The sequence below is a fragment of the Neobacillus pocheonensis genome (assembly GCF_050477905.1).
In the GTDB taxonomy this organism is placed as follows: Bacteria; Bacillota; Bacilli; order Bacillales; family Cytobacillaceae; genus Neobacillus; species Neobacillus pocheonensis_A.
In genome coordinates this window covers 1-26,075 of record NZ_JBCNAD010000031.1, presented here as the reverse complement: position 1 = coordinate 26,075, position 26,075 = coordinate 1, and the positions used below count along the sequence as shown (strand labels likewise).

The 26,075-nt window shown below is 40.4% G+C and carries 24 protein-coding genes; 8 read left to right on the top strand and 16 right to left on the bottom strand.

The window, feature by feature from the left end; translation table 11 throughout:
* Positions 1 to 18 precede the first annotated feature (18 nt).
* The 5 genes from rpsF to ABES02_RS16930 all read right to left on the bottom strand — a co-directional run bounded on the left by rpsF (position 19) and on the right by ABES02_RS16930 (position 5,114).
* On the bottom strand, positions 19 to 306 hold the full coding sequence (gene rpsF / locus ABES02_RS16950; RefSeq protein WP_289987072.1) for a 30S ribosomal protein S6: 288 nt from the start codon (positions 304 to 306) through the stop codon (positions 19 to 21).
* Positions 307 to 715: 409 nt separating this feature from the next.
* Entirely contained in the window at positions 716 to 1,816 is a 1,101-nt protein-coding gene (gene ychF, locus ABES02_RS16945) for a redox-regulated ATPase YchF (protein WP_430137279.1), read from the bottom strand.
* Between the two features lie 128 nt (positions 1,817 to 1,944).
* The gene (locus tag ABES02_RS16940) at positions 1,945 to 3,942 is read right to left on the bottom strand and encodes a molybdopterin-dependent oxidoreductase (protein ID WP_430137276.1); all 1,998 of its coding nucleotides are present in this window, start codon (positions 3,940 to 3,942) and stop codon (positions 1,945 to 1,947) included.
* Positions 3,943 to 4,016: 74 nt separating this feature from the next.
* Positions 4,017 to 4,214, bottom strand: coding sequence for a DUF951 domain-containing protein (locus ABES02_RS16935; RefSeq protein ID WP_430137273.1), 198 nt, complete (start codon positions 4,212 to 4,214; stop codon positions 4,017 to 4,019).
* Between the two features lie 15 nt (positions 4,215 to 4,229).
* A complete protein-coding gene (locus ABES02_RS16930) occupies positions 4,230 to 5,114 on the bottom strand; it encodes a mechanosensitive ion channel family protein (protein ID WP_430137271.1) in 885 nt (294 codons plus the stop codon).
* Positions 5,115 to 5,277: 163 nt separating this feature from the next.
* On the opposite strand from ABES02_RS16930, the gene yyaC reads away from it, so the two are divergent.
* Complete coding sequence (gene yyaC / locus ABES02_RS16925) at positions 5,278 to 5,892, top strand: spore protease YyaC (RefSeq protein WP_430137268.1); 615 nt, start codon at positions 5,278 to 5,280, stop codon at positions 5,890 to 5,892.
* 39 nt (positions 5,893 to 5,931) lie between these two features.
* On the opposite strand, the gene ABES02_RS16920 is transcribed toward yyaC, so the two are convergent.
* The 11 genes from ABES02_RS16920 to rpmH all read right to left on the bottom strand — a co-directional run bounded on the left by ABES02_RS16920 (position 5,932) and on the right by rpmH (position 16,159).
* A complete protein-coding gene (locus ABES02_RS16920) occupies positions 5,932 to 6,648 on the bottom strand; it encodes a DUF554 domain-containing protein (RefSeq protein ID WP_430137265.1) in 717 nt (238 codons plus the stop codon).
* Positions 6,649 to 6,737: 89 nt separating this feature from the next.
* The gene (locus ABES02_RS16915; protein ID WP_430137262.1) at positions 6,738 to 7,586 is read right to left on the bottom strand and encodes a ParB/RepB/Spo0J family partition protein; all 849 of its coding nucleotides are present in this window, start codon (positions 7,584 to 7,586) and stop codon (positions 6,738 to 6,740) included.
* A complete protein-coding gene (locus ABES02_RS16910) occupies positions 7,579 to 8,340 on the bottom strand; it encodes a ParA family protein (RefSeq protein ID WP_430137259.1) in 762 nt (253 codons plus the stop codon). Before ABES02_RS16910 ends, ABES02_RS16915 begins: the two co-directional genes overlap by 8 nt.
* Before the next feature lie 409 nt (positions 8,341 to 8,749).
* Complete coding sequence (noc, locus tag ABES02_RS16905) at positions 8,750 to 9,619, bottom strand: nucleoid occlusion protein (protein WP_430137255.1); 870 nt, start codon at positions 9,617 to 9,619, stop codon at positions 8,750 to 8,752.
* Positions 9,620 to 9,719: 100 nt separating this feature from the next.
* On the bottom strand, positions 9,720 to 10,436 hold the full coding sequence (gene rsmG, locus ABES02_RS16900; protein ID WP_430137252.1) for a 16S rRNA (guanine(527)-N(7))-methyltransferase RsmG: 717 nt from the start codon (positions 10,434 to 10,436) through the stop codon (positions 9,720 to 9,722).
* Between the two features lie 48 nt (positions 10,437 to 10,484).
* Entirely contained in the window at positions 10,485 to 12,374 is a 1,890-nt protein-coding gene (gene mnmG / locus ABES02_RS16895; protein WP_430137250.1) for a tRNA uridine-5-carboxymethylaminomethyl(34) synthesis enzyme MnmG, read from the bottom strand.
* A 77-nt stretch (positions 12,375 to 12,451) separates the two neighbouring features.
* Positions 12,452 to 13,837, bottom strand: a complete 1,386-nt coding sequence (mnmE, locus tag ABES02_RS16890; protein ID WP_430137247.1) for a tRNA uridine-5-carboxymethylaminomethyl(34) synthesis GTPase MnmE — start codon at positions 13,835 to 13,837, stop codon at positions 12,452 to 12,454.
* Between the two features lie 253 nt (positions 13,838 to 14,090).
* Positions 14,091 to 14,714, bottom strand: a complete 624-nt coding sequence (gene jag, locus ABES02_RS16885) for an RNA-binding cell elongation regulator Jag/EloR (RefSeq protein ID WP_430137243.1) — start codon at positions 14,712 to 14,714, stop codon at positions 14,091 to 14,093.
* On the bottom strand, positions 14,711 to 15,484 hold the full coding sequence (gene spoIIIJ / locus ABES02_RS16880) for a YidC family membrane integrase SpoIIIJ (RefSeq protein ID WP_430137240.1): 774 nt from the start codon (positions 15,482 to 15,484) through the stop codon (positions 14,711 to 14,713). The genes jag and spoIIIJ overlap by 4 nt, the downstream gene beginning before the upstream one ends.
* Positions 15,485 to 15,608: 124 nt before the next feature.
* Positions 15,609 to 15,956 carry a ribonuclease P protein component gene (gene rnpA, locus ABES02_RS16875; RefSeq protein ID WP_430137237.1) on the bottom strand — a complete coding sequence of 116 codons (348 nt, stop codon included), beginning with the start codon at positions 15,954 to 15,956 and terminating at the stop codon, positions 15,609 to 15,611.
* A gap of 68 nt (positions 15,957 to 16,024) precedes the next feature.
* A complete protein-coding gene (rpmH, locus tag ABES02_RS16870; RefSeq protein ID WP_101658869.1) occupies positions 16,025 to 16,159 on the bottom strand; it encodes a 50S ribosomal protein L34 in 135 nt (44 codons plus the stop codon).
* A 724-nt stretch (positions 16,160 to 16,883) separates the two neighbouring features.
* Here rpmH and dnaA point away from each other — a divergent pair.
* The 7 genes from dnaA to gyrA all read left to right on the top strand — a co-directional run bounded on the left by dnaA (position 16,884) and on the right by gyrA (position 25,917).
* Positions 16,884 to 18,230 (top strand): chromosomal replication initiator protein DnaA, encoded by a 1,347-nt coding sequence (dnaA, locus tag ABES02_RS16865; RefSeq protein ID WP_430137234.1) that lies wholly within the window; start codon positions 16,884 to 16,886, stop codon positions 18,228 to 18,230.
* A 184-nt stretch (positions 18,231 to 18,414) separates the two neighbouring features.
* On the top strand, positions 18,415 to 19,551 hold the full coding sequence (gene dnaN, locus ABES02_RS16860) for a DNA polymerase III subunit beta (protein ID WP_430137231.1): 1,137 nt from the start codon (positions 18,415 to 18,417) through the stop codon (positions 19,549 to 19,551).
* Positions 19,552 to 19,698: 147 nt separating this feature from the next.
* A complete protein-coding gene (gene yaaA, locus ABES02_RS16855; protein WP_430137229.1) occupies positions 19,699 to 19,914 on the top strand; it encodes a S4 domain-containing protein YaaA in 216 nt (71 codons plus the stop codon).
* A 19-nt stretch (positions 19,915 to 19,933) separates the two neighbouring features.
* Positions 19,934 to 21,052, top strand: a complete 1,119-nt coding sequence (gene recF, locus ABES02_RS16850; RefSeq protein WP_430137227.1) for a DNA replication/repair protein RecF — start codon at positions 19,934 to 19,936, stop codon at positions 21,050 to 21,052.
* 8 nt (positions 21,053 to 21,060) lie between these two features.
* Positions 21,061 to 21,312: an extracellular matrix regulator RemB gene (gene remB / locus ABES02_RS16845; RefSeq protein WP_430137224.1), complete on the top strand. Its 252-nt coding sequence runs from the start codon at positions 21,061 to 21,063 to the stop codon at positions 21,310 to 21,312.
* A gap of 69 nt (positions 21,313 to 21,381) precedes the next feature.
* Positions 21,382 to 23,304 carry a DNA topoisomerase (ATP-hydrolyzing) subunit B gene (gyrB, locus tag ABES02_RS16840; protein WP_430137470.1) on the top strand — a complete coding sequence of 641 codons (1,923 nt, stop codon included), beginning with the start codon at positions 21,382 to 21,384 and terminating at the stop codon, positions 23,302 to 23,304.
* A gap of 93 nt (positions 23,305 to 23,397) precedes the next feature.
* Positions 23,398 to 25,917, top strand: a complete 2,520-nt coding sequence (gene gyrA, locus ABES02_RS16835) for a DNA gyrase subunit A (RefSeq protein ID WP_430137221.1) — start codon at positions 23,398 to 23,400, stop codon at positions 25,915 to 25,917.
* Positions 25,918 to 26,075: the final 158 nt, after the last annotated feature.

Genomic DNA, 26,075 nt, shown 5'->3' with positions numbered 1-26,075 from the left:
AAAAAATATATATTAATCTTATTCTTCTTCTTTAATTACGATATGGCGAATGATATCTTCGCTGATTTTTGCAAGACGAGAAAATTCTTGTACTGCAGCAGCTGAAGATGTAGTTTTAGCGATTTGGTAGTATCCGTCACGGAAATCGTTGATTTCGTAAGCTAGACGGCGCTTACCCCAATCCTTAGTTTCAGCAGTTTCCGCACCGTTATCAAGAAGAATTGTGTTAAAACGCTCAACTAGAGCCTTTTTTGATTCATCTTCAATATTTGGGCGGATGATGTACATGATTTCGTACTTATTCATCACAGTCACCTCCTTTTGGTCTAAACGGCCCGAATGGGCAAGGAGCAATTATTCATTACTCACAAGTTGAAATTATAGCACAGACAAAGTTTAAAAGCAATATCATTCACACGAATGCCATTTTAAAAGTAAAAAGCTCTGCAAATTGTGCAGAGCCTTATGTTATGGCTTTGTTACCTAGCCTGTTGATTTCCACTCCAGGCGGCTTCGCTTTCCGCGGGCGTGCCGGGGAGCCTCCTCGGAGCTTCGCTTCTGTGGGGTCTCCCCAGCCCCGTACTCCCGCAGGACATTGATTTACTTCCTCGAATCCGCCCACGCACGAAGGAAATGCGATAGCATTTTCGAGGAGTCTTCGCTGCCTTCCGCTCCAATCAACAGGGTACCATAAGAATTTAATATAGCCTTTTGATTAAACATTAAAGCGGAAGTGGATAACATCTCCATCTTTCACGATATATTCTTTACCCTCTAAGCGAACTTTACCTGCTTCTTTCGCCGCATTATGACTGCCGGCTGCTAATAAATCATTAAAGGACACTGTCTCAGCACGGATAAAGCCGCGCTCAAAATCAGAGTGAATGATTCCCGCACATTGCGGTGCTTTCATGCCGTTTCTAAACGTCCAAGCACGAACTTCCTGAACCCCTGCCGTGAAATAAGTAGCTAACCCTAGCAAGCTATAGGCGGCACGGATTAATTGGTCAAGTCCAGATTCCTCGATGCCAAGTTCTGAAAGGAACATGGCTTTTTCTTCACCTTCTAATTCCGCGATTTCCTCTTCGATTTTTGCACAGATTACGATCACTTCTGCATTGTCAGCCTTAGCGAATTCCCGAACCTTTTGAACATATTCATTTTCTGAAGGATCAGCAATATCATCCTCGCTCACGTTCGCTACATAAAGGACTGGCTTGATCGTTAATAGATGCAATCCTTTTACTAATTTCATTTGTTCTTCTGTAAAGTCTACGGTACGAGCAGGTTTTTCTGCTTCAAAAGCATCGCGCAGCATTGCAAGGACTTCAAATTCAGCCGCTGCTTCTTTATCTTTTTGCTTCGCTAATTTTTCCACACGTCCAATTCGCTTTTCAACAGATTCCATATCAGCTAGGATTAACTCTAAGTTAATCGTTTCGATATCATCGATTGGATCCACTTTCCCCGATACGTGGGTAATGTTTTCATCTGCAAAGCAGCGGACTACTTGGCAAATGGCATCCACTTGACGAATGTGGGAAAGGAACTTGTTTCCTAGCCCTTCACCTTTACTTGCCCCTTTTACAATTCCGGCAATATCGGTAAATTCAAATGCCGTTGGAACGGTCTTTTTAGGTTGAACAAGCTCGGTTAATTTTTGTAATCGGTAATCTGGCACTTCTACAATTCCAACGTTTGGATCAATCGTACAGAATGGATAGTTTGCAGATTCCGCACCTGCTTGGGTAATTGCATTAAATAACGTAGACTTACCAACGTTCGGCAGACCTACAATACCAGCTGTTAAAGCCATTCATGTTTCACTCCTCTAGAAAAATAAATCTATTTGTAAAAACTTAATTCTTAGTTTGAAATAGACAAGCCTTTCACAATTATAGGCATTCCAATAAAAAAAGACAACTGCCGCTTTTTAGGCGGCAGTTAGTTTATTTTATTAAGATTAACTAAACAATCGTATAATGTGCTTCCAAGCCCATTATCAGATTCTCTGCTCGAAGTTAAGTTATTGACCGACCCGCCAAATTCCTGCCAAATCCCTTCATCGATATTAATCGTATTAGGGTGGGCATTGGTTAAAATTGAAATTTGACCTTTTACTTCGCCTCGGTCATTCCAAACTCTCACATAATCACCATTGTGTAATGCCAAATCATCAGCAATATTTTTAGCAATCTCAACCTTTAACTTCGGTTTCGGAGTTAGAAGGTGATAGTTTTGAGAATGATTTGAGCGCATCGGGTGAATCGTCAGCAGATGATATGGAAACTTTTCCGCCAACTCAGGATTTACCCATTTGGATTCATCAGGAACGGCTAATTTTAATAGTCCGCCATCACCTTTATCCATAGCCGTAAACTCATATTTACCACTAGGGGTTTTAAATTTCCGGTCGTGCCAAGGAATAGCTGCAACAGGCAATTCCACGGTATGCTGCTCTTTTAATTTTTCAAGAGTAATACCGGACTTTGCTAATGGTCTCAATGTCATTTCAAGGAACTGATCTCTTGAAAAAGCAAATTCCCCACCAAATCCAAGCCTTTCTGCCAATTGCGTCCAAATCCATAAATCAGACTTTGCATCACCAGGGGCCTCAACAAGCTTTGGACCATAATTCACATAATGATGATACATTGAAGAGTAATAAAAATCCTCTTCTTCAAAAGCTGTCGTGGTTGGCAATACATAATCTGCCATTCTTGCTGTATCGGTCATATATTGTTCGATGACCACAAGTGTCTGTACAGAAGAGAAGGCCTTATCCACCACATGGGTGTCAGGCACCTGCGTCAACGGATTCCCACATGTGACGATAATCATCTGAATTTCCGGATTGGTGGCACGAAGCACTTCTTCCGCCTGTTTCATAATTGAAAATTGCCTATGCGTCTGTTTGCGGTCGGCAAGGGTTAACTCCTCAAAGGCAAAGCTTTGTCCTACTTGAAGATTGGCATAATTCGCCCCGCCGCCGGCAATTCCTATATTTCCACTGACAGCGACAAGCGCATCGATTAGGCGGATCGTATTCCCGCCATTTCGATAGCGCTGCAAGCCTAACCCCATATAGGTTGAAGTAGGTTTATCTCCATAAATCCTCGCTAGCCGAGTAATGGTTTCCATTGGGATTTCTGTCATTTCACAAATTTTTTCTAGGGAAATGCCATTAAGAAGTTTCTCTAGATCTGTAAAGCCGTATGAATGTTGTTGGATAAACGCTCGATCTTCTAATCCTAAACGAAGCATTTCTTTCATAATTCCGGCAGCCAATACTCCATCCATACCAGGCTTAATCGTAATGTATTCATCCGCTATTTTCGCGGTTGCATTGAAGAGTGGGTCGATCACATATAGAGAAGCGCCGCGCTTTTTGGCTTCCAATAATTGTTCGTAAAAATGCATGTTCGTCCGAGCTACATTTCTTCCCCATATTATAATATTTTTGCTGTTAAAAATATCATTCGGTTCATGACTAAACGCATTACCGAAATCCCATTTCTGTGCTTCAATCCCCGCACCCCAGCAAAGCGAGCCATAAAGCTCTGTTACACCACCAAAGGCATTAAAGAAACGCTGATCTAGGTTTTTCAACATCCCGTTATTCGCATAATCATGACTATGCAGAACCGCCGTGGACCCGTATTGTTCTTTTATTTCAGTTAATTTTGCAGAGATTTCATCGAGCGCCTGCTCCCAGGATATTTGTTCAAATTTGCCGTTTATTTTTTTCAACGGATACAATAATCGGTCTGTTGAGTTTGTTCTCGTTTCCAATTGACGACCCCTGCCGCAGATTTTCCCTTTTGTAATCGGATGGGATGGATCGCCGTCGACTTTGATCACCTTATTATTTTCGACTGTTACATGAAATCCGCAGCTATCCCAGCAATTTAATGGACAGGCCGCCTGCAGAATCTTAGCCAATTTCCCCACCCCCAAATTTCTACTATTTCTTATAAAAAATAATACAGCATTACAAAAAAAGAAGCATGAAAAAATTACTCTTCATGCTTAACCAAAATTTTCTTCATTTTTCTTGAAAACTCTTTTCTCGGAATAAGGACGCTGTGACCGCAGCCTTCACATTTAATTCGAACGTCCATTCCCATGCGAATAATTTTCCAGCGGTTTGCCCCGCACGGATGTTGTTTCTTCATTTCGACAACATCATTTAAAGCATATTCCTTTTCCTCCATCAAACTCACCTTCCTTTAAACACTAGGTTCTTTTACGTTACCTGAATCCTTTGAATACATAACCATTCGTGGATATGGAATTTCAATGCCGTTCGCATCTAGTTGAAGTTTGATATCTTTTCTTATTTTTCTCGAAACAGCAGTATGCTGCATTGGCAATGTTTCCGCCACAATCCTAATGACTACCTCGGAAGGGCCAAAACTTTGAATACCTAAATACTCAGGAACCTTCACCAATTCCACATACTGCTCTGGCATTTTTTCGAGCAGATCTTTAATAACCTTTTCAGCCTTATCAATATTTTCCTCATACGCAATGCCAACATCGATAATCGCCAGACTATTATTAAGCGAGAAGTTTGTTACTTCAATTATACTCCCATTAGGCAGAATATGGACTTCCCCTGTCCAACTTTTTAATTTGGTTGTTCTTAGCCCAATTGTTTGGACGGTCCCTTCAAACGGGCCAATGCGAACATGGTCGCCGACGGAAAATTGATCCTCAAAAATGATAAAAAAGCCGGTAATTACATCTTTAACCAAGCTTTGAGCTCCAAACCCGACAGCTAAGCCGACAATTCCTGCCCCGGCTAGCAATGCTTTCACATCAATCGTTAAAACAGAAAGAATCATCATAAACGCAATAAAATAAACAACATATGAAAGGATATTATCCAAAAGCTTCGCAAGTGTTTCTTCGCGCCGCTCGGATGTGTTAAGCGGAGAGAGGTTTCTGATTTTAAAAATATTATGGATTGCTAATTTACCAATCCGGATTAAAATATTGGCCATCACAATGATAGCAATAATTTTTAATATTCCTTCTCCAAGGTTTAGCCATGTATCTTCATTTTGAAATTTAGTGATTAGCTTTTGCATGCCTTTTTCAGTCAGACTCATTTTTTACTGCCTCCTCAAAACAGCCTTAATAAATCAAATTTTATCATAACAATTTTTCTACTTACTTTGTAGCATTATGATTTTTTCTTTTTCTATCCACTTCATGTATAGATTTACTGAATTTTCCGTATACTAATAAAACCTAGAGTGGGGAGTGGAATTAATGAATCTAAAATCAAGTTTTTTTGACAGGAGGGTCAAGACCCGCATCAATCATGATGATGATCTGGCGTCCGAAAGCTTAGCAGAGGAATTGCTGACCATTATTCCGAAAGTGACAAGCCGCCCGATTGTAATTGTTTGTATTGGGACTGACCGCTCCACCGGTGATTCATTAGGACCACTTGTTGGGAGCTTGCTCGAAGAAAAAAACCTCAAATCCTTTTATGTGTACGGCACTTTAGATGAGCCAATCCATGCAGTGAATTTAGCAGAAAAGCTGCAGGAAATCCATATCAAGCATGTTGATCCGTTTATCATTGGAATTGATGCCTGTTTAGGACGAATGAAAAATGTGGGTGTAATTCAACTTGGTAATGGACCAGTTAAACCAGGAGCTGGCGTCAACAAAGAACTTCCTGCCGTAGGTGATATACATATCACAGGCATAGTCAATGTAAGTGGATTTATGGAATTTTTCGTATTACAAAATACCCGCCTAAATCTTGTTATGAAAATGGCGAAAACAATTGCGAGCGGGATTTATGAGGCCAGTCTTCTTTATCCAAAGCAGCGCTGGAACGACTTAAAATGGTTAGATGAAGAGCAAACAAATTAAAAAGAGCAGAAAAAAATGTCTGCTCTTTTTTGATGCTGTTTATTGTAAAAGCCAATGATAAATATATGGAATGGTAACGATCATCCCCGTAACAACAATTCCAGGGAGGAGGTTCGCAACCTTGATTTTGACCATCCCTGTAAGATTAAGACCAATCGCAAAAATCATAATCCCGCCCGTTGCTGTCATTTCCACGATAAATTGGTCCATTAAGGCTTGGGGGACAAACCGGTCAATCTGGGTCGCAAATAAAGCAATCAAACCCTCGTAAAGAACCACCGGAATAGCTGAAAAAATAACACCAATCCCTAGAGTCGTCGTTAAGATTAAAGCAGTAAATCCGTCAATCAAGGATTTCGTGTACAAAACATCATGATCACCGCGAATGCCGCTATCCAGGGCACCAATAATCGCCATCGCCCCAATCACAAAGATGAGCGTCGCTGTGACAAATCCTTCCGAAATACTGCCTTTTCCATTCGAGCCAACCTTTTTTTCCAGCCAACCGCCTAAATCATTTAATTTATCCTCGAGCTTTAATAACTCTCCAATTACAGCACCGACTACTAAACTAATAATCACAATTAAGAAATTTTCACTTTTTAGACCCATTTGCAAGCCTAAAACCATGACAGATAGCCCGATTGCAAACATAACCGTTACTTTCATACTTTCAGGAATTCTGTTTAGCAGCTTCCCACACAGCGTCCCAACAATAATTAATAACCCGTTAACAAGTGTACCTAGTAAAAACATCGTGTATTCACCTTTGCTTCGCCTTTCGAAATAATAATATTACTAAACTACCATATTAGAATAAAAAAATAAACCATCGTGAGGATGGTCTAAAGGTTTTCTTCTTGTCCAAGCATTTCCAGGATCCGTTCAAGGTCTTCCTGCGAGAAAAATTCAATTTCAATTTTCCCTTTATTTTTGTTCTGCTTAATATTCACCGTCGTTCCAAACCGCTCACGCAATGTATGCTCACGTTCTTGGATGAAGACATCTTTTTTCTTCTCTGGCTTTTTTGTTTCACGTGAAACATTTTCATTTATTTGTTGAATTAATTTTTCCAACTGGCGGACATTTAAGGCTTCTTGAATGACTTTCTCTACTAAAACAGACAATTTAGCTTTTTGTCTGAGCCCTAGTAAAGCACGGCCATGACCCATCGATATTTTTCCAGTTGATATCAACTCTTGTATTTGCGGAGGGAGGGACAGCAGGCGGATGTGGTTGGCGACATGCGGGCGGCTTTTACCTAAACGCTTTGCTACCTCTTCCTGTGTCAACTTCAGCTTTTCCATTAACGTTTGGTAGGCTAGTCCCTCTTCAATTGGATTTAAGTCTTCTCGTTGTAGATTTTCGAGTACCGCTAATTCCATCATTTGCTGCTCGGTAAGCTCCCTGACTACAGCCGGAATCGTTTCAAGCTTTGCTGCTTTTGCAGCCCGGAAACGGCGTTCACCCACAACAATTTCATAGCCTTTAATCGTTTTCCTGACAACAAGCGGTTGTAAGATTCCATGTTCTAAAATCGACTCTTTTAATTCATCGATTGTCTCTTGCAGGAAGGTTTTACGTGGCTGATAGGGATTCGGTCGGAGTTCCTTAAGTTTAATTTCTTGGACTGTTTCTTCCTTACCAGCATCCGCAAAAAATGCATTTAGGCCTTTTCCTAAACCTTTAGCCATTTGAGACCACTTCCTTCGCTAAATCTAAATACACTTCCGCTCCCCGGGATTTTGCATCATAGGTAATAATCGGTTCCCCATGACTTGGAGCTTCACTTAGACGCACATTTCTTGGAATAATGGTTTTATAAACCTTATCTTGAAAGTATTTTTTTACTTCTTCTATGACTTGAATGCCAAGATTGGTTCTTGCATCGAGCATGGTTAATAATACGCCTTCAATTTTTAAATCTTGATTTAAATGCTTCTGCACTAATCTAACGGTATTTAATAACTGACTTAGGCCCTCAAGTGCATAATATTCGCACTGTACAGGAATTAAAACGGCATCAGAAGCCGTTAAGGCATTAATCGTTAACAAGCCCAAAGATGGCGGACAGTCGATAATAATATAATCAAATTGATCTTTCACTTCGCCAAGAGCACGTTTTAAACGAACCTCTCTAGATATCGTCGGAACAAGTTCAATTTCTGCCCCAGCTAGTTGAATCGTTGCTGGAAGAGCATATAAATTTTCAACCGATGATGGCTTAATAACGTCTTTTGCCTCGACATCATCTACTAAAACATCATATATACACTGGTCCACTTCTGCCTTTTCAATTCCAATCCCGCTTGTTGCATTTCCCTGCGGGTCAATGTCTACTAATAAGACACGTTTCCCTATATATGCTAAGCAGGCACCTAGGTTGACAGAGGTAGTCGTTTTGCCGACTCCACCTTTTTGATTCGCGATTGCAAGAACTTTGCCCACGATGTCACCTACCCTTTATTTCTTTAAAAATAATATTCTTTCATTCTATCTTTCTATAGCCATTATCCCCTATATAAGGAGGGAAAGTAAAATTCCATTCTATTATTTTATCATGAATTTGATAGGTTGTAGTTTTTTTTCAAAAAATATTCCAGTCAGTTAATTTTTCCAAAGGGCTGTGTTAAATTTGGTTGTTGATTTCCGCTCCGGGCACTCGCTTTCCGCGGGGAGGTCCTGGAGCCTCCTCGGCGCTTTGGCGCCTGTGGGGTCTCCAGTGACCTCTCTATCCCGCAGGAGTCGAGTGCCCTCCGCTCCAATCAACAAGGTGGAAAAACAATACTGACCTTTAACAAGCCTTTCAAAAAAGAAGAACCAAACAAATAAATTGTCTGGTTCTTCCAAATTCTATTTATTTTTTCTTAGGTATCCGAATTGTGAATTGGTAAAATTCGTCAAATTCTTCTTCTTCTGCGTCAAGATTAATACCACTGTCCGATACCATTGTAAGAGACTGGCGAATCGTATTGACAGCAATCCTCATATCTTTACTAAAAGCCTTACGTTTAGGCTTTGGCTTTTCATTTTTCTGTTCGAGCAGCCTGACTACTCGATCTTCGGTCTGCTTAACATTCAGGTTCTTTTCAATAACCTCTGCCATTAAGGTTACTTGTTTCTCTGGGTCCTTTAGAGGAATTAGTGCACGTGCATGACGTTCAGTAATAATTTTATTTAATAAAGCTTCCTGAACTGGCTGTGGCAATTTAAGCAGGCGCAGCTTATTAGCGACGGTTGACTGTCCTTTACCAAGACGCTGTGCTAATGCCTCTTGCGTTAAGTTGTGCAACTCAAGCAATTTTCCGTAGGCAATTGCTTCTTCAATTGGTGATAGCTCTTCCCGCTGCAGATTCTCAATTAAAGCAACCGAGGCTGTTTCGGTATCGGTAAAATTTTTCACGATGGCCGGCGCTTCTGCCCAGCCAAGTTTTTTCATAGCTCGCCAGCGGCGCTCACCGGCGATAATTTCATATTGGTCAATTGCAAATTCCCTCACAACAATCGGTTGAATGATACCATGTATGTGAATCGTTCGTGATAGCTCTTCAATCTTATCTTCATCAAATACTGTTCGTGGCTGAAAACGGTTTGGAACAATCTGGTCGATCGGTATTTTTTTAATTTCCTCGTTTCTTACCACTTCTATTTCCTGTTCAAGGTCAACCGCAACCTCTTGTTCTCCTTTATCGCCAAAGCCAAAAAAGCGTGTAATTGAATTCTTCATCCCCAACACCACCTTTACGAAACTCCCTATTACTAATTCTATAAACGAATAATTTCTTCCTGCCTAATGAGGCAACATTCACAAAAATTGCTAGTGTTCCTTATTCGATTGGTGCCTTACTTGGTGTTCCCGGTTTTCGCGGATATTTCTTCGGCGTTTGTTTTTCTTTTTTTATAATTAAAATGCTTCGTTCACTTTCTTCTAACGGTAAGGTAAAGGTAAACATTTTTTCAAGCTTCCCGCCGAGAGTAGTGATCGCCTTTTGACCCACTTCCAATTCATCCTTGGCAGATGCCGCCTTCATTGCTATAAAGCTGCCGCCTACTTTGACTAGTGGCAGGCAAAATTCACTCAAGACAGACATTCTGGCAACGGCTCTTGCTGTCACAACATCAAAATTCTCGCGATATTCTGGATTTACCCCGAAGGTTTCCGCGCGGTCATGGACAAAGTGAACATTTTCCAAACCCAATACGTTTGCAAGATGATTTAAAAAGGAAATGCGCTTATTTAACGAATCCACAATCGTTACCTCGATTTGAGGGAAAGCGATTTTTAACGGTATACTCGGGAATCCGGCACCCGCTCCGACATCACAAAGATGAAAGGACTTGGAAAAGTCAAAATAAAACGATGAGGTAATGGAATCATAAAAATGCTTTAAATAAACGTCTTCCTTATCGGTGATAGCCGTTAAATTCATTTTTTCGTTCCATTCCACCAAGGTCTCATAGTACTTTTCAAACTGGTCAAGCTGCCTGTCAGTAAGGGTGATACCCTTTTCCTGAAGACTTTCTTTAAATTGTCCTATGTTCATAAATCTTCCTCACTGTCTAGCGGCAACGCCTAGGCGCTTCCGCTTTTCTTACTCATTAATAATTCTCGCAACTCGGCCTTGCTCAAGATAGACAAGCAGAATGGATATATCTGCAGGGTTTACCCCGGAAATACGGGAGGCCTGGGCAAGTGATAACGGCTTGATTTGCTTCAGTTTTTGTCTTGCTTCTGTTGCCAGCCCTGTAATGGCATCGTAATCGATATTATCAGGAATTTTCTTATTCTCCATTTTCTTTAAGCGGTCAACCTGCTGCAGTGATTTTTCAATATAGCCCTCGTATTTAATCTGAATTTCCACTTGTTCTTTTGTTTCTTCATCAAGCAGAGACTCCGATTGCGTTAAGGTCTCTAACAAGGCATAGGTCATCTCCGGCCGCTTTAACAAATCAGAGGCGCGGATTCCATCCTTTAGTTCACTGCCGCCAATGCTCCTAATTAGTTCTTGCACTTCAGCAGTCGGCTTCAAAATAATCGAACGTAATCTTTGCTTTTCCGTTTCAATTGCGTCCTTTTTCACTAAAAAGGCTTCATACCGTTCATCTCGGATTAACCCAATTCGATGACCAATTTCCGTTAATCGTAAATCAGCATTATCATGTCTTAGCAGCAAACGATATTCAGCTCTAGATGTTAGTAAACGGTAAGGTTCATTTGTTCCTTTGGTAATCAAATCATCGATTAATACCCCAATATAGGCATCGGAACGACTTAATACTAACTGCTCTCGGCCAAGCGAATTTAATCCTGCATTAATTCCGGCCATTAAGCCCTGGCCTGCCGCTTCTTCGTATCCTGATGTCCCGTTAATTTGCCCTGCGGTATATAAGTTTTGCACGACTTTTGTTTCAAGTGTCGGCCATAGTTGAGTCGGCACGATGGCATCATATTCAATCGCATAGCCGGATCTCATCATTTGCACGTTTTCAAGCCCAGGGATGGTTTTTAGAATTTGCTGCTGTACGTCCTCAGGCAGACTCGTTGATAAGCCTTGTACATAAACCTCCTGGGTATTTCGGCCCTCCGGCTCAAGGAAAATTTGGTGGCGTGGCTTATCGTTAAATCGCACGACTTTATCTTCAATCGATGGACAATAACGCGGACCAGTTCCTTTAATCATTCCGGAATACATCGGTGAACGATGAAGATTATTGTCAATCAACTGATGCGTATGTTCATTCGTATACGTTAACCAGCATGGAAGCTGATCGGTTATATACTTCGTTGTTTCATAGGAAAAAGCTCTTGGCGTTTCATCGCCAGGTTGAATTTCCGTTTTGCTGTAGTCAATCGTATGACTGTTTACCCTTGGCGGCGTTCCTGTTTTAAAACGGACCAATTCAAAACCGAGCTCCTCTAGATGCTCAGACAGCTTAATCGATGGCTGCTGATTATTCGGTCCGCTTGAATATTTTAATTCACCGAGGATAATTTCTCCGCGCAGGAACGTGCCTGTCGTAATGACAACCGTTTTTGAACGATAGATGGCACCCGTTTTTGTGATGACACCTTTGCAAATTCCTTCCTCTACAATTAACCGTTCGACCATTCCTTGTATTAAGGTCATATTGGGCTCATCTTCAATGGTTTTCTTCATTTCATGCTGATAGGCAAACTTATCAGCCTGGGCTCTTAATGCCCGTACGGCCGGCCCCTTGCCCGTGTTCAGCATTCTCATTTGGATATGGGTTTTATCAATGTTTTTACCCATTTCCCCGCCTAAAGCGTCAATTTCTCTTACGACAATCCCTTTGGCTGGTCCCCCTACGGATGGGTTACACGGCATAAACGCAACCATATCAAGATTGATTGTAATCATTAATGTTTTGGCACCTAACCGTGCCGCCGCGAGGCCCGCCTCACAGCCCGCATGGCCGGCACCGACGACGATAACGTCGTAATTTCCTGCTTCGTATTGCATGTTGCTCCTCCTTTTCCATTTAGAACGGAAACATTCCTACTTGACTAGCTCCAGCGCCTAGGGGCGCTTCCGCTTTTCTACTTCCCTAGGCAAAATTGCGAGAATAGCTGATCGATGAGGCTTTCATGAACGCTGTCGCCAATGATTTCCCCTAGCAATTCCCATGTTCTTGTTAAATCTATTTGGACGATATCAATCGGTGTGCCTATTTCTACACCCTCGATTGCTTCTTCGATCGAATGTAAGCTTTGGTTTAATAATGCAATATGACGGCTGTTGGAAACATAAGTCATATCCCCAGCCTCCAGCGAACCTTCAAAGAATAAAGAGGCAATTGCTTCCTCCAGTTCATCTACTCCTTGATCCTCTAGAAGTGAAGTCGTTACAAGTTTATTATCCTTCGCTAATTCTTTAACACGCTCTAAATCGATTTGCTGCGGCAGATCTGTCTTGTTGACAATGACAATAACATCCATCCCTTTAACCGCCTCAAACAGATTTTCATCCTCTTTAGTCAGTTTGTCAGAATAGTTCAGCACCAGTAAAATCAAATCCGCTTCTTTTAAAACCTGACGTGAACGTTCCACGCCAATCCGTTCGACTATATCTTCTGTTTCCCTGATACCCGCTGTATCCAACAGTCTAAGCGGCACACCGCGCACATTTACATACTCTTCAATGACATCACGGGTTGTCCCTGGAATGTCGGTGACTATAGCCTTATTTTCCTGCACCAGACTATTTAATAACGAGGATTTTCCTACATTCGGCCGCCCGACGATGACGGTTGAAAGACCTTCGCGTAAAATTTTCCCTTGCTGCGAGGTTTGCAGGAGCTTAGTTATTTCTTCTCTGACCGCGTGTGCTTTTGGAAGCAGCATATTATGAGTCATTTCTTCTACATCGTCATATTCGGGATAATCAATATTAACTTCTATATGAGCCAAAATCTCTAAAATTTCCTGACGCAGCCGTTTGATCAGTTTTGATAAGCGCCCTTCCATTTGACCTAATGCCACATTCATCGCCCGGTCCGTCTTCGCTCTAATTAAATCCATCACCGCTTCAGCTTGTGATAAATCAATCCGTCCGTTTAAAAATGCCCGTTTCGTAAATTCACCTGGCTCCGCCAGCCTCGCTCCATTTTTCAATACATGCTGGAGAACCCTGTTCACGGATACAATTCCGCCATGGCAATTTATTTCAACTACATCCTCTTTTGTAAAGGTTTTTGGTCCCTTCATCACGGAAACCATCACTTCCTCGACGACTTGGCCACTTTTCGCATCAATCAGATGACCATAGTGAATCGAATGGGTTGGCTGTTCCAATAGCTGCTTCCCACCTACACCTCTAAAAAGCTGGTCCGCTATTTTTATGGCATCATCACCGCTCAACCGGACGATGGCGATTGCTCCCTCACCCATCGGTGTCGATATCGCTGCAATTGTATCAAACTCCATCTATCTCACCTCACCTAAAAACCATATTTATATGAAAAAAAATTTTTTTATCCAAAACACTAGAATACCACATCAATTTCGGTTAAAAAAGCAAACTAATCCACTTTTAATTATCCACAATACAGTAATGTCCATTTATTATTTTAACTTATCCACATGTGAATAACAATAAAACAAAAATAGTGAAACAACTCTCAAAATTTATGCACAAAAAAACACCCTATCATAATTGATAGGGTGTTTTTTGGATCATTTATCTTCTTACTGGTGAAATGATAATAAATCGATGAGGCTCCGATCCATCGGAAAAAGTTTTCACGCGTTTATTTTCAGATAAAGCGGAATGAATAACTTTACGCTCATAGGAAGGCATCGGTTCTAATGCTACATCTTTACCTGTCTTGACTGCCTTTTCAGCAAGACGATGTGCAAGTTGAATAAGGGTTTCACTTCTTCTGTTTCGGTAGTCTTCAGCGTCCAAAATAACGGTTAAATACTGATTCGAAAAGCGGTTTATCACTAATTGCGTCAAATATTGCAGCGAATTTAACGTCTGACCCCTTTTTCCAATCAGCAAAGCAATCTTTTCTCCAGTCATAATGAAGTGAACCTGTTTGCCGTCGCGTCTGATCTCTATTTCGGCAGGAGCGCCCATTTGTTCACTCACCTGAGTTAAAAATTTCTTTGCTTCCTCAAGTGGATCAATAATGACTGTAACCTTTACTACAGCTGGACGTGAACCAAAAATACCAAAAATCCCTTTTTTTCCTTCGTCAATAATGTCTACATCTGTGCGGTCTTTCGTTGTCTGTAATTGAGCTAAAGCTGATTCTACTGCTTCTTCGACTGTTTGTCCTGTAGCAGTTACCTGTTTCACTTTTTTGCTCCTCCCGCTTTGCCGGTGGCTTGTGCCTTCAGATCCGGCCCTTTAATAAAATAGGTTTGAACAATCATAAAAATATTTCCGACAACCCAGTACAATGAAAGAGCTGCTGGGAAATTAAAAGCAAAAACGACAATCATAATCGGCATCATCCAAAGCATCATCGCCATTTGTGGATTCTGCTCCTGTCCGGCCATCATCAATTTTTGCTGAATAAATGTAGTGATACCTGCAATAATCGGTAAAATGTAATACGGATCCTTTTCACCGAGGTCAAACCATAGGAAACTATCTTGGGCAATTTCTCTTGTTCTCGAAATCGCATGATAAAAACCAATTAAGATAGGCATTTGAACAATTAGTGGGAAACAGCCAGCCATAGGATTGACACCATGCTTTTGGAAAAGTGCCATCGTTTCCTGCTGAAGCTTTTGCTGTGTCTTTTGATCTTTTGAGCTGTACTTTTCGCGAAGTGCTTTCATTTCTGGCTGCAATGCCTGCATCGCTTTCGAGCTTCTGGTCTGCTTAATCATTAACGGTAAAATGGCTAACCGAACTAAGATTGTTACAACAATAAGCGATAAACCAAAGCTGCCACCAAGTATATGCGCACCTTCTTTAATCACCCAGGATAATGGATAGACAATGTATTCATTCCAAAAACCCGTACTTTCGGCAGTAATCGGCTTCTTTATTTCGCTGCACCCTGTTAGGAACAGAAATACAGACAGTAAACCGAATGAAAGTAATATTCGTTTTTTCAACCAATTTTTCCTCCTTGCCATATATAGTGAAAAAATTTTCTATGTAGGTTATATCATAAGTAGTTTATCATTTATTCAAATGGATTGTCTTCAATACTTTGACTAATCGTTTTCAATTATTGCCTTAAAGATTTTTCTTCAAAACCTTTCCTACCTTAAGTACATGAGACAAACTCTTTTTCACGTCAAAAAAATCCATTTCCGCTGCTGGCTTCCTTGCAATAATCACAAAATCAATTCCTGAAGCCAACTGATCCTTTATCTCAAAAACAGCCTGCCTAAGATATCTTTTGATTCTATTTCTTGTTACGGCATTTCCAATCTTTTTACTGACAGACAGGCCGATTCGGAAATAATCTTGATCCTCTTTTGTTAAGGCATAGACAACGAATTGCCGATTTGCAAAGGATCGGCCCTTCTGAAAGGCTGCTTGAAACTCTTTATTCTTTTTTACTCGGAATTCTTTTTTCATAAAAAAACTCCTTTTTCCGGGCTAGCCCGCTTTTAATTGAAAAAAAGACCACTGAGACGGTCAGTGGTCTAAGCTGATAATACTTTTCTTCCTTTACGACGACGACGAGCAAGAACCTTACGTCCGTTTGCTGTGCTCATACGACTGCGGAATCCGTGAACTTTGCTGTGTTTACGTTTATTTGGTTGGTACGTTCTTTTCATATATGACACCTCCCCGAGGAATAACTCTCAATTCAAATGACAGTCTTAATTATTATAAAGACGTCTATCATGAATTGTCAACTACTCTCCAACTATTGTTTCCTATTTCCAAATTTTTTTGCATACACCTGCTGGCTTCCAGAAAATCTAAAACGATAAAAAAAGGGAGCCGCTCCAAGAAAAAAATTTTCACTTTATAGTGTTCATTTATCACCTGTGGATAAAAAATCGACACTTTTCGCATTATCCACACAAGATATTGACAGGTTTTTCACAGAATCAGTACTTGTGGACAATTTTTATGCACATAATGTTACTGTTGTGGATAAACTTCGAAAAACCATTGCGTACCTTGCTATTATTTGATATTATATTTGTGTTTTCACTCTTAACAACTACATCGCAAATATTAATTATCCACAAATTGTGGATAAGCTGTGGACATGTTATCCAAGGTCTCTGTAAAAACTTGTCCACAAGGGGTGGATATTGTCGAAACTCCACATTATTTCCTTATTATATGTTTTCCACAACCACTGTTTCGTATAATACCAAATTAATAGATTATAATCCTTCGCTGACAAATCTTTTTCATAAAAACTTTGTCGAATAGGATACCTGGTTGAGAAAAGAATACTCCATATACAATAAATATTTTATGGAGTTAGACAGTAGGAAATCGCCGTATAAATAAAAATTTCATATAAAAAGGGAGGGAAACTAGTTGGAAAATATTGCGGATCTTTGGAATGCAGCTCTAGCCAATATTGAGAAGAAAATAAGTAAGCCTAGCTTTGATACCTGGCTTAAGTCTACAAAAGCTCATTCTCTTCAAGGCAATCTGCTTGTCGTAACAGCTCCAAATGAATTTGCCCGCGACTGGCTGGAGGAACGATACTCTCAGTTAATAGCTGGCATTTTATATGACATCACCGGAGAAGAATTATCGGCAAAGTTTATCATTCCGCAAAATCAAAAAGAGGAAGATCTCGACATCCCAACGCCTCCAAAAAAGGTGAAAAAAGATGAGGATCACGCAGAATTTTCTCCGAACATCTTAAATCCTAAATACTTGTTTGATACATTTGTTATTGGTTCTGGCAATCGATTCGCCCACGCTGCCTCACTTGCAGTAGCAGAAGCACCAGCAAAAGCCTACAATCCACTTTTTATTTATGGCGGAGTTGGATTAGGAAAAACCCACTTAATGCATGCTATTGGTCATTATGTAATAGATCATAATCCATCGGCAAAAGTGGTTTATTTATCGTCTGAGAAGTTTACGAATGAATTTATTAACTCGATTCGTGACAATAAAGCGGAAAGCTTTCGCAATAAATATCGAAATGTAGACGTCCTTCTTATTGATGATATTCAGTTTTTAGCTGGTAAAGAATCGACCCAGGAGGAATTTTTCCATACCTTTAATGCTCTCCACGAGGAAAGCAAACAAATTGTTATCTCAAGTGACCGGCCGCCAAGGGAAATCCCAACATTAGAAGATCGCCTCCGTTCACGCTTTGAGTGGGGCTTAATCACGGATATCACGCCGCCAGATTTAGAAACGAGAATCGCTATCCTTCGTAAAAAAGCAAAAGCCGAAGGACTTGATATACCAAACGAAGTGATGCTCTATATTGCTAACCAGATAGATACAAACATTAGAGAATTGGAAGGCGCCTTAATTCGAGTTGTTGCTTATTCCTCGTTAATAAATAAAGACATCAATGCCGATTTAGCGTCGGAGGCCCTGAAGGATATCATTCCTAGCTCGAAGCCAAAGGTGATCACCATCCTTGATATTCAAAGGGTTGTTGGCGAGCACTATAGCGTCAAACTAGAAGACTTCAAGGCCAAAAAGCGGACAAAGTCTGTGGCTTTCCCTAGACAAATCGCTATGTATTTATCACGCGAATTAACTGACTACTCTTTGCCAAAAATAGGAGAAGAGTTTGGCGGACGTGATCATACGACAGTGATCCATGCTCATGAAAAAATTTCGAAGCTGCTTCAGTCTGATTCCACACTTCAAAAGCAAATGAAGGAATTAAATGAACTGTTGAAAATCTAACTAAATTGTGAATAACTACCTAAGACTTGCACACAGTCTGTCCACATGTGGATAGGCTGTGTTTCTATTGAAAACAGGAGTTATCCACATACTAACAGGACCTACTAGTACTTCTTCTATTTTTTAAAAAAATAATATTATATGCTTTCGCATTAAAATTGATGCTTACGAGGAGGATTTTTCAATGAAATTTATCATCCAGCGCGACCGTCTTGTACAGAGTGTGCAAGATGTTATGAAGGCAGTTACATCCAGAACAACCATTCCAATCCTAACAGGTATTAAAATTGCTGCCACAACAGATGGGGTTACCTTAACAGGAAGTGACTCTGATATTTCGATTGAATCATTTATCCCTAAAGAAGAAGCTGGGGATGAAATTGTTGAGATCAAACAAACAGGAGCAATCGTGCTCCAGGCCAAGTTTTTTAGTGAAATCGTTAAAAAACTACCAACCGATTCCGTTGAAATTGAAGTACTTGGATCTCTTCAAACAGTTATTCGTTCTGGAAAATCGGAATTTAATCTTAACGGCCTTGATGCTGAAGAGTATCCTCTCCTACCCCAGATCGAAGAAAATAATAAATTTCAAATTGCGACTGACTTGTTAAAAGCGATGATTCGCCAGACACATTTTGCGGTGTCCACCTCAGAAACACGCCCAATCTTGACAGGTGTAAACTGGAAGATTGAAAATGGGGAGCTTACCTGTATTGCAACAGATAGCCACAGGCTTGCCTTAAGGAAGGCGAAAATTGAGGCAGGGAGCAATGAAACCTATAATGTGGTGATTCCAGGTAAGAGCTTGAACGAGTTAAGTAAAATTATTGATGACAGTAATGAATTGATTGATATCGTCATTACTGAAAATCAAATTTTATTTAAAGCGAAGCACCTGCTATTTTTCTCAAGATTGTTAGAAGGCAACTATCCTGATACTTCTCGTTTAATTCCAAGTGAAAGTAAAACAGATGTAACAGTTAATACAAAGGAATTCCTTCAAGCAATTGATCGTGCCTCACTTCTTGCACGTGAAGGGAGAAATAATGTCGTTAAGTTCTCAACTATTGAGGATGGAATCATTGAAATTTCATCCAATACGCCAGAAATCGGAAAGGTAGTTGAAGAAATTCAAAGCCAGGCGATTGAGGGAGAAGATTTAAAGATTTCCTTTAGTGCGAAATATATGATGGATGCGCTAAAAGCTTTAGAGGGAACGGATATCAGAGTAAGTTTTACTGGAGCGATGCGCCCATTCCTAATTCGCCCTCTTCATGATGAAACCATTTTGCAGCTCATTTTACCGGTAAGAACGTACTAAATATTTATGCAAGTCCATGTATATGCCGCCATACCACTGGCGGCTTTATTTACTATAGCAAGATAATTTTTGAGATTTCTTTGTATCTCAGTCAAATATTTAGTAAAATAAAGTATTGAGACCATTTTAGGAATGAGGGTGACGAGGGTGCCTGAAAAAATCAATCTGAACACGGAATTTATTACATTAGGACAATTTTTAAAAGTAGCTGATGTAATCCAATCAGGTGGAATGGCAAAATGGTTTTTAAGTGAACACGAGGTTTTGATCAATGGTGAACAGGACCAAAGAAGAGGAAGAAAGCTTCGTGCAGGAGATAAAGTCCAAATTGCCGGCTTTGGGGAGTTTGTGATTACTGAGTAGCTAAAGGAATGAAATTCCTATGTATATCGAAAAATTAGCCTTAAAAGATTACCGCAATTATGAAGAGTTATTTATTGAATTTGAAAATAAAGTAAATGTGATTTTAGGAGAAAATGCTCAAGGCAAAACAAATGTAATGGAATCCATATATGTGTTGGCAATGGCTAAGTCACATCGAACCTCGAACGATAAAGATCTTATTCGCTGGGATCAAGATTATGCTAAAATAGAGGGTAGGGTTCAAAAACAACACAGCTCGCTGCCGTTGCAATTGGTCATCTCCAAAAAGGGCAAAAAGGCAAAGTTGAACCATATTGAACAGCAAAAATTAAGTCAGTATGTGGGGAATTTGAACGTAGTGATGTTTGCACCGGAGGACCTTAACTTAGTGAAAGGCAGCCCGCAAGTGCGAAGACGGTTTATTGATATGGAAATTGGCCAGGTGTCGCCAATTTATTTACATGATATGAGTCAATATCAAAAAATACTCCAGCAGCGAAATCATTATTTAAAAATGATGCAGATAAAAAAGCAGACTGATCAGACAATGCTTGAAATTTTAACGGAACAGTTTATTCAAATGGCAGTAAAAATTGTGACGAAGCGCTTTGAATTCCTGCGTTTACTAGAGAATTGGGCAAAACCGATCCACCATGGTATATCACGGGGGCTAGAATCACTTGAAATAAACTATAAACCTTCCGTAGAGGTATTAGAAGGACAAGATTTGTCGAAAATGGTAGCATGCTTTGAAGAAAAGTTTGGTAGTGTCCGTGCGAGGGAAATCGAACGGGGAACAACATTATTTGGCCCTCATCGCGACGATTTGTTATTTATTGTAAATGGAAGAGATGTTCAAACCTTCGGATCACAGGGTCAGCAGCGAACAACAGCACTGTCTGTCAAACTGGCTGAAATTGAATTAATTTGTGCAGAAATTGGGGAATATCCGATTCTGCTCCTGGATGATGTTTTATCAGAGTTAGATGATTACAGACAGTCTCATCTCCTCAATACCATCCAAGGGAAAGTCCAAACCTTTGTGACAACCACCAGTGTGGAAGGGATTGACCATCAAACATTAAAGGAAGCGTCCACCTTTGTGGTGGAGTCCGGCTCTATTAAGAAAGTCAACTGAGGTGGAACATGTATATTCATATCGGGGAAGATCACAATATCCGGGCCAAGGATATCATTACCATCCTGGATAAAGAAAGTGCGAATCAGTCAGAGCTGGTTGAAGAGTTCTTGACACGCCATAAAGAGAAAGTCATGAATTTGTCTAAAAACCCCTATAAGTCAGTTATTATTACCTATGACAAAGTCTATTTATCCCCGATTGCTTCAGGAACTTTGAAGAAACGTTCAAGCCATTTGAATATACAGGAATTTTTATAAATCATTTTGTTTTTACAACGAAAATATTGAGATATTTTTGTATGAAGGTGCAGGTGAACAGGCATGACTATGGAACAAAAAGCATTAGAAGAACAATCTTACGGTGCGGACCAAATACAGGTCCTTGAAGGACTAGAAGCAGTAAGAAAAAGGCCTGGTATGTATATCGGTTCAACAAGTGGAAAAGGCCTCCATCATCTTGTTTGGGAAATCGTCGATAACAGTATTGACGAGGCGTTAGCAGGATACTGCGATGAAATCAATGTCATTATTGAAGAGGATAACAGTATCACCGTTAAGGATAATGGACGTGGGATTCCGGTTGATATTCAAGAAAAGATGGGCAGACCAGCAGTAGAAGTCATTATGACTGTTCTTCACGCCGGCGGTAAATTCGGCGGTGGAGGCTATAAGGTCTCTGGCGGACTACATGGTGTAGGTGCGTCAGTAGTAAATGCTCTATCTACAGAGTTAGAGGTATACGTCCACCGTGATGGAAAAATTCACTCGATCAAGTTTGAGCGAGGAGCGGTGGTACAAGAATTAGAAGTAATTGGAACAACTGATATTACCGGTACAGTAACCCACTTTAAACCAGATGGTGAGATCTTCACAGAAACATTGGTTTATGAATATGACATTCTAGCTACCCGCCTTCGTGAGCTTGCTTTCCTAAACAGGGGAATCAAAATTACGATTGAGGATAAGCGTGTTGAAAATAAACACAATGAATATTACTACGAAGGCGGTATTAAATCCTATGTGGAGCATTTAAACCGCACAAAAGAAGTCATTCACGAAGAGCCGATATACATCGAAGGTGAACGCGATGGGATCAGTGTTGAAGTTGCTCTTCAATATAACGAAGGCTATACAGATAGCATTTATTCCTTCGCCAATAATATCCACACCTATGAGGGTGGAACACATGAATCAGGCTTTAAAACAGCATTAACTAGGGTCATTAATGATTACGCCCGAAAAAATAGTTTGATTAAAGAAAATGATACCAATCTTTCCGGAGAAGATGTCCGTGAAGGATTAACAGCGATCATTTCAATTAAACACCCAGACCCGCAATTTGAGGGACAAACGAAAACAAAACTCGGAAACTCTGAAGTCAGAGCGATTACCGACACTGTTTTTGCAAGCCATTTAGAAAAATTCTTATTAGAAAATCCGACCGTTGCAAGGAAAATTATTGATAAGGGATTAATGGCCGCAAGAGCAAGACTCGCAGCCAAAAAGGCGAGAGAATTAACCCGCCGCAAAAGTGCACTAGAGGTTTCCAGCTTACCAGGGAAACTGGCGGATTGTTCTTCTAAGGACCCTTATGAAAGTGAACTGTATATCGTTGAGGGTGATTCTGCGGGTGGTTCCGCTAAGCAAGGACGGGATCGTCATTTCCAAGCGATTCTGCCCTTAAAAGGGAAGATCCTTAACGTTGAGAAGGCTCGTCTTGATAAGATTCTATCGAACAACGAAGTTCGAGCAATGATTACTGCAATTGGAACAGGAATCGGGGAAGATTTTGATATTTCTAAGGCCCGTTATCATAAAATTGTTATTATGACCGATGCGGATGTCGATGGTGCTCATATTCGAACACTTATCTTAACGTTCTTTTACCGCTATATGAGAAAAATTTTAGAGGCGGGGTATATCTACATTGCACAGCCGCCGCTCTATAAGGTGCAGCAAGGCAAACGGGTAGAATATGCCTATAATGATAAAGAGCTTGAGCGGATTTTCGCAGAGCTGCCAAGCCAGCCGAAGCCAAATATACAGCGTTATAAAGGTTTGGGAGAAATGAATCCTGAGCAACTATGGGAAACCACGATGGATCCATCAATGAGAACGATGCTTCAGGTAAGTCTAGAAGATGCCATCGAAGCAGACGAAACGTTTGAAATGTTAATGGGTGAAAAAGTAGAGCCCCGCCGAAACTTCATCGAAGCAAATGCACAATATGTGAAAAATTTAGATATATAAAAAAGCTTAATAATACAGGGTAGAGGTTTGACCACTATCCTCCTTTTTCTTTTTCCTAGAATATAGGGTAATGCCTTATAGGAGGTACCAATGATGGCTGAAACACCAAATTCTCAAATTAAAGAGATTAATATCAGTCAGGAAATGAAGTCTTCCTTTCTTGACTATGCGATGAGTGTTATCGTTTCTCGTGCCCTTCCGGATGTCCGGGATGGGTTAAAACCCGTTCATCGCCGTATTTTATATGCTATGCATGATCTTGGAATCCATGCGGACAAACCTTATAAAAAATCTGCCCGTATCGTTGGGGATGTTATCGGTAAATATCACCCCCATGGTGATTCTGCCGTATATGAAACAATGGTGCGGATGGCCCAGGACTTCAACTATCGTTATATGTTAGTAGATGGCCACGGGAACTTTGGTTCTGTGGATGGGGACGCCGCAGCTGCCATGCGTTATACGGAATCAAGAATGTCGAAAATCTCAATGGAATTATTAAGAGATATCAACAAAGATACGATTGATTACCAAGATAACTATGATGGTGAAGAAAGGGAGCCTGTTGTTCTGCCGGCAAGATTTCCAAACCTATTAGTCAATGGAACTACTGGTATTGCAGTTGGGATGGCAACCAATATCCCGCCGCACCAGCTTGGTGAAGTAATTGATGGTGTCTTAGCTGTCAGTCATGACCCTGAAATAACGACTCAAGAGTTGATGGAAATCATTCCTGGTCCTGACTTTCCAACTGGCGGAAGCATTTTAGGGCGGAGCGGTATACGTAAAGCTTACGAAACAGGCCGAGGGTCTATCACCCTCCGAGCCAAAGTAGAAATTGAACAAAAAACAAATGGTAAGGAAGTTATCATTGTTAATGAATTGCCCTACCAAGTAAATAAAGCGAGATTGATTGAAAAAATTGCCGAATTGGCACGCGATAAAAAAATCGACGGCATTACCGATCTAAGAGATGAATCTGACCGCCGAGGTATGAGGATTGTCATTGAGGTTCGTAAAGATGCCAATGCTAACGTCCTTTTAAATAATTTATATAAACAAACAGCTCTGCAGACCAGCTTTGGTATTAACACTTTAGCCCTTGTGAATGGACAGCCGAAGGTGCTGAGTCTAAAGGAATGCTTAGTTCACTACTTAGATCATCAAAAAGTAGTAATTCGCCGGAGAACAGAGTTTGAATTGCGCAAAGCGGAAGCACGTGCCCATATTTTAGAGGGCTTAAGAATTGCACTAGACAATTTAGATGCTGTTATTACGCTTATTCGAAACTCACAAACAACTGACATTGCCCGCGAAGGCTTAATGACTCAATTCAACCTATCTGAAAAACAAGCACAAGCGATCCTAGATATGCGCTTGCAGCGTTTAACAGGCCTAGAACGGGAGAAAATTGAAGAAGAATATCAAAGTCTTATGAAGCTAATTGCTGAATTAAAAGCTATTTTAGCAGATGAGGAAAAGGTTCTTGAAATCATCCGCGGTGAATTATTGGAGATTAAAGAACGATTTAATGATAAACGTCGTACGGAAATCCTGGCTGGCGGCATTGAAAATATTGAGGATGAAGATTTAATTCCGCGTGAAAACATCGTCCTCACCCTTACCCATAACGGCTATATTAAACGTTTGCCGGTGTCGACTTATCGTGCGCAAAAACGTGGCGGTCGCGGTATTCAGGGAATGGGAACGAATGAAGATGATTTTGTGGAACATTTAATCACCACTTCAACCCATGATACGATACTATTCTTCACCAATAAAGGTAAGGTATATCGTTCGAAAGGCTATGAAATTCCAGAATACAGCCGTACAGCGAAAGGAATTCCGATTATAAATCTCCTTGGCATTGAAAAAGGAGAATGGGTAAACGCGATTATACCGGTTGAAGAATTCGTCGATGATTGGTCACTGTTCTTTACAACAAAAGAAGGTATCTCAAAACGATCTCCGCTGACATCCTTTGCCAATATTCGTAATAATGGCTTGATTGCATTAAGCCTTCGTGAAGGCGATGAACTTATTTCAGTTCGCTTAACGGATGGCACTAAGCATATTATTATCGGGACGAAAAATGGGATGCTGATCCGTTTCCCAGAAACTGATGTTAGGTCAATGGGCCGGACGGCTACTGGAGTAAAAGGTATTACTTTAGATAGTGACGATGAAGTAGTTGGGATGGAAGTATTAGAAGATAATAATGATGTTCTTATTGTAACGAAAAAAGGTTACGGAAAACGAACACCAGCTGCCGAATACCGCATTCAAGGCAGAGGCGGTAAAGGTATCAAAACCTGCCACGTTACCGAGAAAAATGGAAATCTAGTTTCCATGAGAGCAGTAACTGGTGAAGAAGATTTGATGTTAATTACAACCGGTGGTGTCCTTATTCGGATCGATGTAGCTGGTATTGCAAAAATTGGTCGAAATACTCAAGGTGTAAAACTCATTAGTATAAAAGAAAATGAAAATGAATTTGTAGCTACAGTAGCTAAGGTAGAAAAAGAGGAAATAACTGAAAATGAAAGCGACAGCGAGGGAGAAGAAATCTCCGCTGAAGAAAGTGTTAGTAATATCCCTGAGGGCGAAGAATAATAAGTAGAGAAAAGGAGCATACATGGTATGTTCCTTTTTCTTCTCTACATAGAAAAAAACATTTGAAAAATCGTTGACTTTCATTATTACAGATGATATATTTATTAAGTCGCTTACGAGCGATTGAGAAAATCGACCTTTGAAAACTAAACAAACAA